13 protein-coding genes are annotated in these 13,980 nt (G+C 71.1%); 6 read left to right on the plus strand and 7 right to left on the minus strand.

The genetic code is table 11. The features are described 5' to 3' along the window. Positions 1 to 120: 120 nt before the first annotated feature. The 4 genes from AV521_RS29530 to AV521_RS29545 all read left to right on the plus strand — a co-directional run bounded on the left by AV521_RS29530 (position 121) and on the right by AV521_RS29545 (position 3,785). The gene (locus AV521_RS29530) at positions 121 to 1,701 is read left to right on the plus strand and encodes a TROVE domain-containing protein (RefSeq protein WP_076092491.1); all 1,581 of its coding nucleotides are present in this window, start codon (positions 121 to 123) and stop codon (positions 1,699 to 1,701) included. A 288-nt stretch (positions 1,702 to 1,989) separates the two neighbouring features. After that, positions 1,990 to 2,460 carry a hypothetical protein gene (locus AV521_RS29535; protein ID WP_076092493.1) on the plus strand — a complete coding sequence of 157 codons (471 nt, stop codon included), beginning with the start codon at positions 1,990 to 1,992 and terminating at the stop codon, positions 2,458 to 2,460. A 90-nt stretch (positions 2,461 to 2,550) separates the two neighbouring features. Beyond that, positions 2,551 to 3,180 carry a 2'-5' RNA ligase family protein gene (locus AV521_RS29540; RefSeq protein WP_076092495.1) on the plus strand — a complete coding sequence of 210 codons (630 nt, stop codon included), beginning with the start codon at positions 2,551 to 2,553 and terminating at the stop codon, positions 3,178 to 3,180. Positions 3,181 to 3,218: 38 nt separating this feature from the next. Beyond that, positions 3,219 to 3,785, plus strand: a complete 567-nt coding sequence (locus AV521_RS29545; RefSeq protein WP_076092497.1) for a TetR/AcrR family transcriptional regulator — start codon at positions 3,219 to 3,221, stop codon at positions 3,783 to 3,785. A 77-nt stretch (positions 3,786 to 3,862) separates the two neighbouring features. Here the strand turns inward: AV521_RS29545 and AV521_RS29550 are convergent, their stop codons facing one another. The 7 genes from AV521_RS29550 to AV521_RS29580 form a co-directional block, all read right to left on the minus strand. Further along, positions 3,863 to 5,056: a TerD family protein gene (locus tag AV521_RS29550; RefSeq protein ID WP_107481057.1), complete on the minus strand. Its 1,194-nt coding sequence runs from the start codon at positions 5,054 to 5,056 to the stop codon at positions 3,863 to 3,865. 110 nt (positions 5,057 to 5,166) lie between these two features. Further along, the gene (locus tag AV521_RS29555) at positions 5,167 to 6,156 is read right to left on the minus strand and encodes a zinc-dependent alcohol dehydrogenase family protein (RefSeq protein WP_076092501.1); all 990 of its coding nucleotides are present in this window, start codon (positions 6,154 to 6,156) and stop codon (positions 5,167 to 5,169) included. Next, positions 6,153 to 6,998: a carbohydrate ABC transporter permease gene (locus tag AV521_RS29560; RefSeq protein WP_076092503.1), complete on the minus strand. Its 846-nt coding sequence runs from the start codon at positions 6,996 to 6,998 to the stop codon at positions 6,153 to 6,155. Before AV521_RS29560 ends, AV521_RS29555 begins: the two co-directional genes overlap by 4 nt. Beyond that, entirely contained in the window at positions 6,995 to 7,930 is a 936-nt protein-coding gene (locus AV521_RS29565; RefSeq protein ID WP_076092505.1) for a carbohydrate ABC transporter permease, read from the minus strand. Before AV521_RS29565 ends, AV521_RS29560 begins: the two co-directional genes overlap by 4 nt. Beyond that, on the minus strand, positions 7,927 to 9,294 hold the full coding sequence (locus tag AV521_RS29570) for a sugar ABC transporter substrate-binding protein (RefSeq protein WP_076092507.1): 1,368 nt from the start codon (positions 9,292 to 9,294) through the stop codon (positions 7,927 to 7,929). The genes AV521_RS29565 and AV521_RS29570 overlap by 4 nt, the downstream gene beginning before the upstream one ends. Before the next feature lie 78 nt (positions 9,295 to 9,372). Then, positions 9,373 to 10,143 (minus strand): DeoR/GlpR family DNA-binding transcription regulator, encoded by a 771-nt coding sequence (locus AV521_RS29575; RefSeq protein ID WP_076092509.1) that lies wholly within the window; start codon positions 10,141 to 10,143, stop codon positions 9,373 to 9,375. Between the two features lie 591 nt (positions 10,144 to 10,734). Beyond that, entirely contained in the window at positions 10,735 to 11,544 is an 810-nt protein-coding gene (locus AV521_RS29580) for an NAD(P)-dependent oxidoreductase (protein ID WP_076092511.1), read from the minus strand. 211 nt (positions 11,545 to 11,755) lie between these two features. Here AV521_RS29580 and AV521_RS29585 point away from each other — a divergent pair, with 211 nt between their 5' ends. Next, positions 11,756 to 12,697: a 5-dehydro-4-deoxyglucarate dehydratase gene (locus tag AV521_RS29585; RefSeq protein ID WP_076092724.1), complete on the plus strand. Its 942-nt coding sequence runs from the start codon at positions 11,756 to 11,758 to the stop codon at positions 12,695 to 12,697. Positions 12,698 to 12,728: 31 nt separating this feature from the next. Then, the gene (locus AV521_RS29590) at positions 12,729 to 13,940 is read left to right on the plus strand and encodes a hypothetical protein (protein ID WP_076092513.1); all 1,212 of its coding nucleotides are present in this window, start codon (positions 12,729 to 12,731) and stop codon (positions 13,938 to 13,940) included. Positions 13,941 to 13,980: the final 40 nt, after the last annotated feature.

The following is a 13,980-nucleotide window of genomic DNA, read 5'->3' on the forward strand; positions in this document are numbered from 1 at the left end:
TGGCGGAACGGAAGACGCGCCAGGTTATAGTCCCGTCGCCGACTTCCGACCTCGGGCACCCTCCTTTTGCCGCGCCTCCCACCGAAATCCGTAAAGACGATGAATTCGGGGGAATTCACCATGGCGCGATTCAACACGCCTGCCGTCAAGGCGCAGCTGAAGTCGGCGGTCACCTCGACCGGCCGGGTCCTGCGGACCTACGAGGGCGGCCGGGGACAGGAGCGCGAGCCGCGCTCCGAGCTCTTTCTGCTCGCGGTGTCCCACTTTGTTTCAGGCACTTTCTACGAGAACGCCAAGGACCGCGACGACCGTTTCATCCGCCTGGTCCGCGACCTCGCCGTCAGCGACCCGGAGTGGACGGCCGGTCTGCTCGGCTGGCTGCGCGGTGAGGGCAACATGCGGACGGCGTCGATCGTGGGCGCCGCCGAGTACGTGCACGCCCGGCTGGCCGCCGGCGCGACCGACGGCCCGTCGAACCGGCAGGTCGTGGCCTCCGTGCTGCGGCGCCCGGACGAGCCCGGCGAGTTGCTCGCGTACTGGACGTCGACGTACGGACGCGCGATCCCCAAGCCGGTCAAGCGGGGCGTCGCCGACGCCGTACGACGGCTCTACCACGCCAAGTCGCTGCTGAAGTACGACACCGCGTCCAAGGGCTACCGCTTCGGCGACATCCTCAACCTGGTGCACGCGGCGCCGGACGCGGACAAGCCGTGGCAGGGCGACCTGTTCCGGTACGCGCTCGACCGGCGGCACAACCCGGACACGGCCGTGCCGCCCGCGTCGCTCCCGGTGCTCTCCGCGCACCGTGGGCTGATGGAGCTGCCGGTGGCGGAGCGGCGTGCGGTCGTCACGTCGGAGGGCGGCGCCGAGCGGCTGGCGGCGGCCGGGATCACCTGGGAGGCACTGGCCGGCTGGCTCCAGGGGCCGATGGACAAGGCGGCCTGGGAGGCGGTCATTCCGTCCATGGGGACCATGGCGCTCGTCCGCAACCTGCGGAACTTCGACGAGGCCGGGGTCTCCGACGAGGTCGCCGCGCAGGTCGCGGCCCGGATCAGCGACCCGGCGGAGGTCGCGCGCTCGCGGCAGTTCCCGTTCCGGTACCTCGCCGCGTACCAGCACGCGCCGTCGCTGCGCTGGTCCTACCCGCTGGAGCAGGCGCTCGGCCACTCGCTGGCCAACGTGCCTGCGCTGCCGGGCCGGACGCTGGTGCTGGTCGACCGCTCGGGCTCGATGTTCTGGTCGTCGGCGGGGGAGCGCTCGCAGCTCAACCGGGCCGACGCGGCGGCGATCTTCGGCACGGCGCTCGCGCTGCGGGCCGCCGACGCGGACCTGGCGGAGTTCGGTACGACGAGCAACGCGGTGAAGTTCCGCAAGGGCGAGTCGGTGCTGAAGATCCTGGACCGCTTCAGCGACCTGGGCGGCACCGACACCACCGAAGCGGTGCGCCGGCATTACAGGAAGCACGACCGGGTGCTGATCATCACCGACGAGCAGTACGCCCCGAACCACCACGGCGACCCGACGTCCCAGATTCCGGCCCACGTCCCGGTCTACACGTGGAACCTGGAGGGTTACCGGGCGGGCCACGGCCCGTCGGGCACGGGCAACCGGCACACCTTCGGCGGCCTCTCCGACGCCGCCTTCCGGATGGTGCCGCTGCTCGAAGCGGCCCGCGACACACGGTGGCCGTGGCAGGCCTGAGCGGCATCCGGCGCTGGACGTGGCCCGCACTTCTAGGGGGGTGCGGGCCACACCCTTGTCTGCGACGGTGAACTCACCGGGAACGAGGGTGAGTTGACAGAAGCGGACGTCGAGCCGGACGCGAACGCTCACAGCGCCCTTTTCCAGCCGTGGGAGGGGGCGCTCCGCCGGGCTCGCGGCCGACACGACGCGTCTGGCCGTAGATCGCACATCCCTACGATCCGTGTGTCTATTCTCGCGCTGAGTAGTCAATACGGACTTCACACTCAGCTGAGAAAGGGTCGAACCATGCGCACGTTTCAACGCGCCGCGCTCGTGGCCGCGGTGGTGGCGGGACTGTCCGGCTACGGCGCCGGCGCCGGCTTCGCCGATGACGACGACGGTCCGCACCAGGTCACCGCGGTGGCTTCCGCCGAGGCCAACGCCGTGGTCGTGGCGGCTCCCCCGCACCGGCATCCGCACCCGGAGGAGGACCACGACCACGACAAGCCGACGGAGCATGAGCACAAGCATCCGGGCGGGAAGCACGACCACAAGGACGAGGGGGCGAAGCCGGGTCACAGGGAGGACGAGTCGAAGCCCGGTCACAAGGACGATGACGTGAAGCCGGAGCACGAGCACCACCAGACGAAGCCCGGGCACAAGCACCATGGGAAGAAGCACCACGGGAAGAAGCACGGTCACGAGCACCATGTGTTCAAGCACGTTCACAAGCGTTTCTCCGACGCCTGGGTATCCGTGAGCACCTCGGTTGAGTGAGAGTCCGGATCGTCGGCGTCCGCAGGCCGTGAGCCACCCGCCGAAGGTCCAGGGGCGGCGGCCGTCGGCGGGCGGGGCCATGATGGCGGTGTGCCCTGTCCTCCGACGCCCGGCCCGGCCGAAGCCCTCGGCCGCCTGGAGTCGGCCCCCACGCCCCGGACGGCCGTGGCCTGGCTGCCTCCGGCCGAACTCTGGCCCGCCATCCAGCGCATCCGCGTCGTACACGACCCGCAGATCCGCCGCTGGCCACCCCATGTGAACCTGATCTACGGCTTCGTACCGGAAGAGGACTTCCCGGCGGCGCTCCCGCTGTTGGCCACCGCGGCCGCGGAGTGCGAGCCGTTCGACATCCGGCTCAGCGGGGTCCATGCCTTCCGCCACCGCTCCTATGCCACCGTGTGGCTCGACCCCGCCGCGGCCGGCGTCGCGCCCTGGACGGAGCTGCGGCGCGCGCTGGCGGAGCCGTTCCCGTACTGCACGGAGCGCTTCCCGCGCTTCATCCCGCACCTCTCGCTCGGCCGCACGCGCGCTCCGCGCATTCTCGCGGCCGAATGCGCCGCCCGGCTCGGTGTGCTGCAGGCGCGTGTGACCGAGATCGAACTGCTCTCGCGCCGCGGTGACGGCCCCATGCGGACGCGGGCCACGATCGGCCTGGGCACCGGCGACGTGCGCCCCCGCCTCGGGCCGGACCCCGGGCCGCCTTCGACGGATGCTCGGTAGGCTGCGGAGAGGATCCCCGATGGGCGAGGAGTATCTGGATGCCGCAGGCCAGACCCATGCGCGCGGATGCTCGGCGCAACTACGAGCGGCTGCTGAAGGCGGCGGTGGCGGCCTTCGCCGAGCACGGGGAGAACGCGTCGCTCGATGACATCGCCAAGCGTGCGGGCGTCGGCGCGGGCACGCTCTACCGGCACTTTCCGACCCGGCAGGAGCTGCTGGAGGCCGCGTACGTGGACCATTTCCAGGCGCTGGGGGCGCGGGCCGAGGAACTGGCGCGGGAGTTGGAGCCGGGGGAGGCGCTCATGGCGTGGCTGAACGAGCTGTGCGTGGCCACGATCCAGGTGCGGGGGCTGAAGTCCCTGCTGGGCTCGGCGGTCACGGACGGTGGCTCGGTCGCCAGGACGGCGTGCGGTGCGTCGGTGCAGGGGGCGGCGGCCCGGCTGGTGGAGGCGGCGCAGCGGGAGGGAGTCCTGCGGGCCGACCTGGAGCCGATCGAGGTGCTGCGGCTGGCGCACGGGGTGGCTACGGCGTCGGAGCTGGCGGACGGTCAAGGGCGGGAGATCCAGAGGTATCTGACGTTGCTGATGGAGGGACTGCGGGCCTAGGGCCCCAACAGGCAGGGGCTCCAGGGCCCTTCCGGGCCGGCGGGCGGCTTGTGCCGCCCGCTGCGGCAGGCGGTGGTTCACAGGGCTCTCGCGCCCGGCTCCACCATGTTCCGGACTGTGCGGGCCTTCACGAAGTCGCCCATGGCTGTCATGTCCCACTCGCCGGAGAACTGGCGGATGAGCTTGGCCATCATCACCCCGGTCTGGGGCTCGGCGTGGGTGAGGTCGAAGCGGACCAGTTCCTCGCCCGTGGCGGCGTCCACCAGGCGGCAGTACGCCTTGGCCACCTCCGTGAACTTCTGGCCGGAGAAGGAGTTCACCGTGAAGACCAGGCCGGTGACCTCCTGGGGCAGACGGCCGAGGTCGACCGTGATCACCTCGTCGTCGCCCGCCCCCTCCCCGGTGAGGTTGTCGCCGGAGTGCCTGATCGCGCCGTTCAGGATCGTCAGCTTGCCGAAGTAGCAGCTGTCGATGGGGTTGCGCTGCGGGCCGTAGGCGATGACCGAGGCGTCCAGGTCGATGTCCCTGCCGCGGAACGCGGGCTCCCAGCCGAGCCCCATCCGCACCTGGGAGAGCAGCGGCCGGCCGCCCTTGACCAGGGACACGGTCTGGTTCTTCTGCAGGCTGACCCGGCCCTTGTCCAGATTGATCTTCCCGGCGCCGGGCACCGGGGCGGGCGGCGCCGGGGGCACCGGCGGGGCGGGCGGGGTGACGGGGGTCTGCACGGTGGGCGCCGGCGGAGTCGCCGGCTGCGGCGGGGCGGCGGGTGCCGCGGCCGGCTCCTCCACCGTCACCCCGAAGTCCGTCGCGATGCCGGCCAGGCCGTCGGCGTACCCCTGGCCCACCGCGCGGGCCTTCCAGGCGCCGCCCCGGCGGTAGATCTCCACGACGACCAGCGCCGTCTCCGCGCCGAGCTGGGGCGGGGTGAACGTGGCCAGCTCGGCGCCGGCGTCCGCGTCGCGGATCGTGGCCGTCGGCTCGATGCCCTGGAAGGTCTGGCCGGCCGTGTCCGGGCTGGCGGTGACCACGATCTTCTCGATGTCCGGCGGGACGGCCGCGGTGTCGACCGTGATCGCGTCCGGCGCGGCACCGCCGCCGGACGTGTAGGCCACGCCCGGTCCCGTCGGCTGGTTGTAGAAGATGAAGTCGGCGTCCGAGCGCACCTTGCCGTCGGCGGTGAGCAGCAGGCCCGACACGTCGAGCCGCACCGGAGCGGCGACGTCCACCGTCACGCGCGCGGCCGGGAGAGGGATGTTCGAGCCAGGGGTCATAGCTGTCATGCCGGGTGAACGAACGACACCGCTTTACCGTTCCCTTACCCGACCCCCATTCGGCTCAGGGTGCTCACCCCGAGCCGCCTCAGGGTCCCGGCCGAGCCTGCTCAGGGCACGACCACGATCTTCCGGCCCACCCCGGCCGCGAACTGCTCCAGCGCCTGCGGGTACCGCTCCAGCGGGATCCGGTCGCTGATGAACACCTCTGGATCCAGGACCCCGTTGGCGAACAGCTCGGCCGCTCGCTCGAAGCTGTGCAGGACCGCCATCGATCCCGTGATCGTGATCTCCTGGTTGTAGATCCGGTACGGGTCGATCGTCACCCGCGTCGCGTAGTCGGCCACCCCGAACTGCAGGAACGTACCCGCCTTCGCCACCCGCTCCAGGCCGTCCTGGATCGCCTTCGCGTTGCCGGTCGCGTCCACGACCACGTCCCAGCCCCGCGGCCGGTCCAGCTCGTCCGCGCTGCCCGCCGCCCCCGAGACGCCGAGCCCCCGGGCGGTCTCCAGCCGGGCCGGGTTGAGGTCGACCATGTCCACGCTCGCCGCGCCGGTGCGCTTGGCCAGCTCCAGCATCATCAGGCCCATGGTTCCGGAGCCGTAGATCAGGACATGGGCGCCCAGCCGGGACTGCAGCACGTCGTAACCGCGCACCGCGCAGGACAGAGGCTCCACGAGGGCCGCGTCCTCGGTGCGCACGTGCTCCGGCAGCTTCACACAGTTCGCCACGGGGGCGACGGCGTACTGTGCCGCACCGCCCGCCGTCGTCACGCCGATCGCACCCCACCGCTCGCACATGTTGTTGTGGCCGTCCCGGCAGTAACGGCACTCGTAGCAGTACAGGGACGGGTCCACGGCGACCCGGTCGCCGACCGCGATCTCGGTGACCTGGGTGCCGACGCCGACCACCTCGCCCGCGAACTCGTGTCCGGGCACGATCGGCAGCTTGGGCGCGAACTCGCCCTGGAGGATGTGCAGATCGGTGCCGCACAGACCGCAGGCGGCCACTTCCACGACGACCTCGCGGGGGCCCGGCGTCGGGTCCGGCACCTCGCTGACGACGGCGCGGCCCACGGACTCGATGACGGCGGCCTTCATTTCACAGCTCCCAACGACAGGCCCTGGACCAGCTTGTCCTGGGCGGCGAACCCCGCGGCGAGCACCGGCAGGGAGACGACGAGCGACGCGGCGCACACCTTGGCCAGGAACAGGCCCTGGCTGGTGATGAAGCCGGTCAGGAAGACGGGGGCGGTCTCGGCGACCACGCCCGTCAGGACTCGGGCGAACAACAGCTCGTTCCAGCTGAAGATGAAGCAGATCAGGCCGGTCGCGGCGATCCCGGGCAGGGCGATGGGGGCGACCACGCGCGCGAGGATCGTCGGCAGCCGGGCACCGTCGATCTGCGCCGCCTCGATGATCGCCACCGGGACCTCGGCGAGGAAGGACTGCATCATCCACACCGCGATCGGCAGGTTCATGGAGGTGTAGAGGATGACCAGGAACCAGATGTTGTCGAGCATCCCGGTGTTCTTCGCGAACAGGTAGATCGGCAGCAGACCGGCGACGACCGGCAGCATCTTCGTGGACAGGAAGAAGAACAGGACGTCCGTCCACTTCTTCACCCGCCGGATCGACAGCGCGTACGCCGCCGGCAGGGCGAGGAGCAGCACGCAGGCCGTCGAGAACACCGACGCGACCGCCGAGTTGATCAGCGGCGGCCAGGGGCTCGCGCCGCCGCCCGCGCCGAAGAACTCGCGGTAGCCGTCGAGGGTCAGCGACGCGGCGAAGGAGGGCGGGTTGGTCGCCGCGTCCGCCTCGGAGTGGAAGGACGTCAGCGCCATCCAGGCGATGGGCAGGAAGAAGACGACACCGACCAGCCAGGCCAGCAGGCCGATGCTCAGGCCCCGGTGCTTCTTGAGAGTTACGGCGATGCCGCTCATGCGCGGGACACCTCCTCGCGGAAGAGGGACGACACCACGCGCAGGGCGAAGGTCGCGATGACGATGGAGCCGATGACCACCAGGACGCCGGCGGCCGAGGCGAGGCCGTTCTCATGGGCCTGGTAGAAGGTCTGGTAGACGGTGTACGGCAGGTTCGCGGTGCCCAGGCCGCCGGAAGTGATCGTGAAGACGGCGTCGAAGTTCTGGACGATGTAGATCGAGCCCAGCAGGGCGCCGAGTTCGAGATAGCGGCGCAGGTGCGGGAGGGTCAGATAGCGGAAGACCTGCCATTCGTTCGCGCCGTCCACCCGCGCGGCCTCCATCTGCTCCGGGTCACGGCTCTGCAGACCGGCGAGCAGGATCAGCATCATGAACGGTGTCCACTGCCACACCAGGGCGGCCTCGACCGCCATGAGCGGTGTGTTGGAGATCCAGTCGGGCTGTGGTCCGCCGACGTAGTGCAACAGGCCGTTGAGCAGGCCGTATTCGGGATTGAAGAGCACATGCTTCCAGAGCAGGGCCGCGGCCACGGGCACCACCAGGAACGGTGCGATCAGCAGGGTGCGTACGACGCCCCGGCCGGCGAACCTGTGGTCCAGGAGCAGTGCCAGCGCCAGGCCCAGGACCAGGCTGACCAGCACCACCGTCACCGTGAGCAGCACCGTCGTCCACACCGAGTGGCGCAGGTCCGGGTCGGTCAGGACCTCGTGGTAGTTGTCGAAGCCGGCGAAGTGGCGGGCCTTCGGGTAGAGGGAATTCCAGTGGAAGAAGGAGATCACCAGCGTGGCCACGAACGGCAGCTGGGTCACGATGATCATGAAGATCAGGGCGGGCAGGAGGGGGGCCCGGGTGGCCCAGGCTCGCAGTCGGGCGGAGGGCTGCCGCGTGGCGCGTACCGGTGTTGCTGCATAGGGGGCTGTCGTCGCGGTCATCGTCCCTCGTACTCCTTGGAGATCTTCTCGGCGAGTTGCTGGGAGTTCTTCAGGGCCGAGTCGACGGACTGGCGTCCGGCGATGGCCGCACTGATCTCCTGGGAGACCTTGGTGCCGAGGTCGGTGAACTCGGGGATGTCGACGAACTGGATGCCGGGCGCGGGGCGCGGCTGCACGCCGGGGTCACCCGGCCGGGCGTTCTCGATGGCCTGCTTGGTCATGTCCTGGAAGGCGGCGGCCGTCCTGCGGTAGTCGGCGTTCGTGTACGTCGAGGCCCGTTTGCCCGCCGGGACGTTGGACCAGCCGCTGGTCCGGCCGACCAGCTGCTCGTACTCCTTGCTGGACGCCCAGGACACGAACTTCCAGGCCTGGTCCGGGTTTCGGGAGGCCTTCTGGATGCCCCAGGCCCAGGTGTAGAGCCAGCCGGAGGCCGGGGTCTTCTCGACGGGTGCGGGGGCGTAGCCGAGCTTGCCCTTGACGGGGGAGCCGTTCGCCTCCAGCAGTCCGGCCGCGGAGGTGGCGTCGTACCACATGGCGACCTTGCCCTGGGTCATGTCGTTGAGGCACTCGGCGAAGCCGGACTGGGCGGCGCCGGACTCGCCGTGTCCCCGGACCAGGTCGACATAGAACTTGGTCGCCTTCTCGAACTCGGGGGAGTCGAGGTGCGCCTTCCAGTTCTTGTCGAACCAGGTGCCGCCGAAGGTGTTCACCACCGTGGTCAGCGGCGCCATCAGCTCGCCCCAGCCGGGCAGGCCGCGCAGGCAGATGCCCTTCATGCCGGGCTGGGCGCCGTCCGCCTGCGCGGCGAGGCCGGCGACCTGCTGCCAGGTGGGGTGGGCCGGCATGGTGAGGCCTTTCGCCGCGAACACGTCCTTGCGGTACATCAGGAAGGACGACTCGCCGTAGAACGGCTGGCCGTAGAGCTTGCCGTCGGCGGCGGTCAGGGACTGGCGCATGGGTGCCAGGACGTCCTGCTCGTCGTATGCGGGGTCCTTGGCGACGTACGAGTTCATCTCGTGCAGCCAGCCGTTGCGGGCGTAGATGGGTATCTCGTAGTTGCTCAAGGTCGCCACGTCGTACTGGCCGGCCTGGTTGGCGAAGTCCTGGCTGATCTTGTCGCGGACGTCGTTCTCGGGCAGGACCGTGAAGTTGACCTTGATGCCGGTCTCTTGGGTGAAGCGGGGGGCGAGCTTCTGCAGCTCGGTCATCTGGGGGTTGTTGACCATCAGTACGTTGATGGATTTGCCGCCGGAACCGGTCCCGCCCGCACCGACCCAGCAGCCGGAGAGCAGCGGGGCGAGCAGCGTCCCTGCGGCGGCCATGGCGAGCGTGACTCGCGGCCTCCGTCGGCTCTGGGTTCGCATGGATCGCTCCTGGACTTATATGAACATAATGGACATTTTGATGCTGGGGGTGCCCGTCGGGGTGGACGAGCCGACCAGTCAGACCCGGATGACCTGCGGGCCCAGCAGGGAGTAGCGGTGGGCCTCGGAGGCCGGGAGCTGGGTGCTCGTCACGATCGCCTCCAGGGCGCTGATCTCGGCGAACCGGCAGAAGCTGACCGCGCCGAACTTGGTGTGCACGCCCGCGAAGACGGTGCGCCGGGCGGCCCGCATCGCCTGCGCCTTGACCTCGCTGACCGCGGGGTCGGGCGTGGTCAGACCGTGCTCACGGGAGATGCCGTTGGCGCCGATGAAGGCGAGGTCGACGACGAAGCCCGCGAGCATCTTCGTCGTCCAGTGGTCGACGGTGGCCAGCGTGCCGGCCCGCACCCGCCCGCCGAGGAGCAGGACCGACATGTTCTCGATCTCGGCGAGGGAGCCTGCCACCGGCAAGGAGGCGGTGACCACGGTCAGTGGCCGGTCGGCCGGCAGGGCCTCGGCGATGAGCTGCGGGGTGAAGCCCTCGTCCACGAAGACCGTCTCGGCGTCCCCGAGCAGCTCGGCCGCGGCGGCCGCGATCCGGCGCTTCTCCGGGACATGACTGGTGGCCCGGAAGGCGAGCGTCGTCTCGAAGCCGGCGCTCTCCACCGGATAGGCGCCGCCGTGCGTACGACGGACCAGACCGTGGTCCTCCAGGGCCCGCAGATCGCGCCGGATGGTCTCCTTGGCCACGCCGAGCTGGGCGGCCAGCGCGGTGACGTCGACCGAGCCGGTCGCACGCGCGGCCAGCACGATCGCGCGCTGGCGTTCTTCCGCCGTCCTCTCGCCCATGTCGTCACCCACCTTCCCGTGGAGCTGCCCGTTCGGGCTCTTGGGGGAAGTTCTACCGGGGGCGCGCGGCGCTTACCAGGCCTATTGTGAGCCCGATCCTGCCCGTCTGTGTCCGTTCGCGGGGCGGGGTGCCCGCCGCGGACCTGCGGGGTCGTGCGGGGCGGGGTGAGAGCGGGCGTCCCCGATGCCCGGATGCCGTGGTGGGCGGGCCCGTTCGGTGCCCGCCCGCGCGTTTGAGGATGCGTTTTCCGCCGCCCCGGGTCTACTTCTGGCCGCCCAGGGTTTCGCTCCGGGGCGTCGAGGGGTGCCCAGTGGGCCGCCCGAGCCCTCAGCGGGTTCCGTGCGGACCCCCACTGGTGCCCCGGAAGGCAACGTTTGCCCGTCAAGGAGCGGCGTCCGGTGCGTGCTCTGGGGGTCCCCCGGCCGAAGGCTGGGGGAGTGCCGGGCAGAAGGCCTCGTACTGGACGTACGTGGGCTTTCGGCCGGTGCGGCGAGAGGGCGTGCCGGGCGTCGCGACGGGGCGAACGTTGCCTGTCGGGGCACTAGGTCCCGTGCGAGCCCCCAGCGGGTTCCGTACGAGCCCTCAGCGGTTCAGTACGGCCAGATCGGCGGATCGTTCACGAAGTGCCCGCCGAGGTGACTGTGTGCCGGGTTCCCCGGGTCCAGTTCGCCCTGCTCGGCGATCAGCTTCTCGGCGTACGGCTCGGAATCGTCCTGCGGCGCGTAGCCGAGCGCACGCGCGCTGGTCAGGTCCCACCACAGCCGGGTGTTGGCGGAGGAGCCGTAGACGACGGTGTGGCCGACCCCCTCGGCGGTCAGGGCCGCGTGGAAGAGGCGGGCGCCGTCGGCCGGGCTCATCCATACCGAGAGCATGCGCACGCTGGTCGGCTCCGGGAAGCAGGAGCCGATGCGCACGGACACGGTCTCCAGGCCGTGCCTGTCCCAGTACAGCTGGGCGAGGTCCTCTCCGAAGGACTTGGACAGGCCGTAGAAGGTGTCCGGGCGGCGCGGGGTGTCGATCGGGATCAGTGGCCGGCCCGCGAGCGGGGCCGGGGTGTAGCCGACGGCGTGGTTGGAGGAGGCGAAGACGATCCGCGGGACGCCCTCCCGGCGGGCGGCCTCGTAGAGGTTGTAGGTGCCTTCGATGTTGGACTTCAGGATCTTCTCGAAGGGGGCTTCCAGGGAGATGCCCGCGAGGTGGAGGACCGCGTCCACGCCCCGCACGGCCTCGCGCAGCGCCGCCGTGTCGCCGAGGTCGGCGGTGATCGCGTCCGGCTCGCCGTCGACGGGGCGCACATCGAACAGACGCAGTGTGTAGCCGTACTCCGGCAGCAGGGACCGCATCAGGGTGCCGAGCCCGCCGGCGGCGCCGGTGAGCAGAACGGTGCGGGGAGCGGGCATCCTCGGTTCTCCTTGTGTACGACATTCACATTCATGGACAAGCTAAGAAGGGTTGCCGTGCACCGTCAAGTGTCGCGTGGCGTGCGTGAATCCGCTCCCGGGGCGCGGATTTGGCCGCTTGACCCGCCATAAGGAGATCCGTAGCGTGGATGCGTTCAGACATATGGACGTGGATCAGAAGCATGCACCGGCATGTCTCAAGGGAGAGCCCGTGACGCCAGCCCCTCTCACCGAACGGCTCCGCGACCCGCGCGGGCCGCTCTTCTTCCCCGTCACGGCCTACGGCCCCGACGGCTCACTCGATCTCGACGTCTACCGCACCCATGTCCGCCGGGGCGTCGCCGCCGGTGCGGCCGCCGTGTTCGCCTGCTGTGGCACCGGGGAGTTCCACGCGCTGCTGCCGGAGGAGTTCGAGGCCTGTGTCCGGGTGGCCGTCGAGGCGGCCGACGGACGCGTCCCGGTCGTCGCGGGCGCCGGCTACGGCACCGCGCTCGCCGTCCGCTACGCGCGTCTCGCCGGGGCGGCCGGCGCCGACGGCCTCCTCGCCATGCCGCCCTACCTCGTCCTCGCCGACCAGGAGGGCCTGCTGCGGCACTACCGGGAGATCGCCGCGGCCACCGCGCTGCCGGTCATCGTCTACCAGCGCGACAACGCGGTCTTCACCCCGCGGACGGTGGTCGAACTCGCCCGCACCGACGGGATCGCCGGCCTCAAGGACGGCCTCGGGGACCTCGACCTGATGCAGCGGATCATCAGCGCCGTACGCACCGAAGTCCCCGGCGACTTCATGTACTTCAACGGCCTGCCCACCGCCGAGCAGACCCAGCTCGCCTACCACGCCCTCGGTGTCACGCTGTACTCCTCGGCCGTCTTCTGCTTCGCCCCCGAACTCGCCCTCGCCTACCACCGGGCCCTGACCTCCGGTGACACGGCGACCGTGCGGCGCCTCCTGGACGGCTTCTACCGCCCGTTCGTGGAACTGCGCGCCCAGGGCCGCGGCTACGCCGTCTCGCTCGTCAAGGCGGGCGTACGGCTGCGCGGCCTGGACGTCGGCGAGGTCCGGCCCCCGCTGCACGAGCCGGCGGAGGACCACGTCAAACAGCTCGCCCAGCTGATCGAGCGGGGATACGCGCTGCTGGAGGAGGACGCGTGAGCGAGCGTCCGTACGGCTGGAGGGAGCACGCGTGAAGGCGTCGGCGTTCGTCTATCCCTGGGACGTCAACGGGGACCCAAAGGCCCCGGCGCGGATCGCCGGCCTCGGCGTGGAGCAGGTGACCCTCGCCGCCGCCTATCACTCCACCCGCGCCCTGACCCCGCGCCACCCCCGCCACCGCATCGTCACCGCCGAGTACGCGGCCGTCCTCTACCCGCCGGGCGACCGCTGGGCGGGCCGGGGCCTGAGGCCCTGCCCCGCCGGGCGCTGGGCCCCGGGCGACGCCTACGGCGAGGCCGCGCGGGCCCTCGCGGCGGCCGGTCTGGAGGTGCACACCTGGGTCGTCCTCGCCCACAACTCCCGCCTCGGCGCCGAACATCCGGACACCTCGGTCGTCAACGCCTACGGTGACCACTACCCGTGGGCGCCCTGCATCGCCCAGCCGGCCACGCGCGCGTACCTGGTGGACCTGGCCGCCGAGGCCGCCGTACGGCCCGGGGCGCACGGCACCGAGCTGGAGTCGCTCGGCTGGTACGGGCTCGCGCACCTGCACGCCCACGACAAGATCTCCGGCGTCGGTCTCGGCGAGGCCGGGCAGTACCTGATGTCCCTGTGCTTCTGCCGGTCCTGTCGTGCCGGGTACGCCGAACAGGGCCTGGACGCCGACGAGTTGGCCGCCGCCGTCCGGGCCGCGCTGGAGCCCTTGTGGCGGGGCGCGGCGGGCGACGAGGGCTGGCCGACGGTCGCGAAGCTCCTCGGCGAGGAGACGGCGGCCCGCACGCGCGCGTGGCGCGAGGAAACCGCCGGCACCCTCCAGGAGGAGGCCGTCGCCGCCGTACGCGCCACCGCACCGGCCGGCTTCCAGGTGCTGCTGCACGCCGACCCGGTCTCCTACCACTGCGGAGCCAACGTCGGCGTCGACCCCGCGCGCGTCCTCTCCGCCGCCGACGGCGTGGTGGTGCCCTGCGCGGGCGGTACGGCCCTGCTGGCGCCCTTCGCCGAACACGCCCGGGAGGACACGGTGCTGGCCGCCAACCTCACCGTGGTCTCCGGGATGGGCGGCAGCCCCGGCACGCTCGCGGCGGACGCGGCACGCGCGCGTGCGCAGGGCGCGACGGAACTGCGGCTCTATCATGCCGGGTTGGCGTCGGACGCCGATCTCGCCACAGTGCGCGAGGCGCTGTCGGCGCGCCAGGGCGCGCAGGACTGGCGCGATCGGCCTCGGGCGGCGACAGTGACGTAGGCGGGGAAGGTCATGCGACCGGGGGATACCTATGACACCG

Origin of the sequence: Streptomyces sp. IMTB 2501, from assembly GCF_001953885.1 — a bacterium.
Classification (GTDB): domain Bacteria; phylum Actinomycetota; class Actinomycetes; order Streptomycetales; family Streptomycetaceae; genus Streptomyces.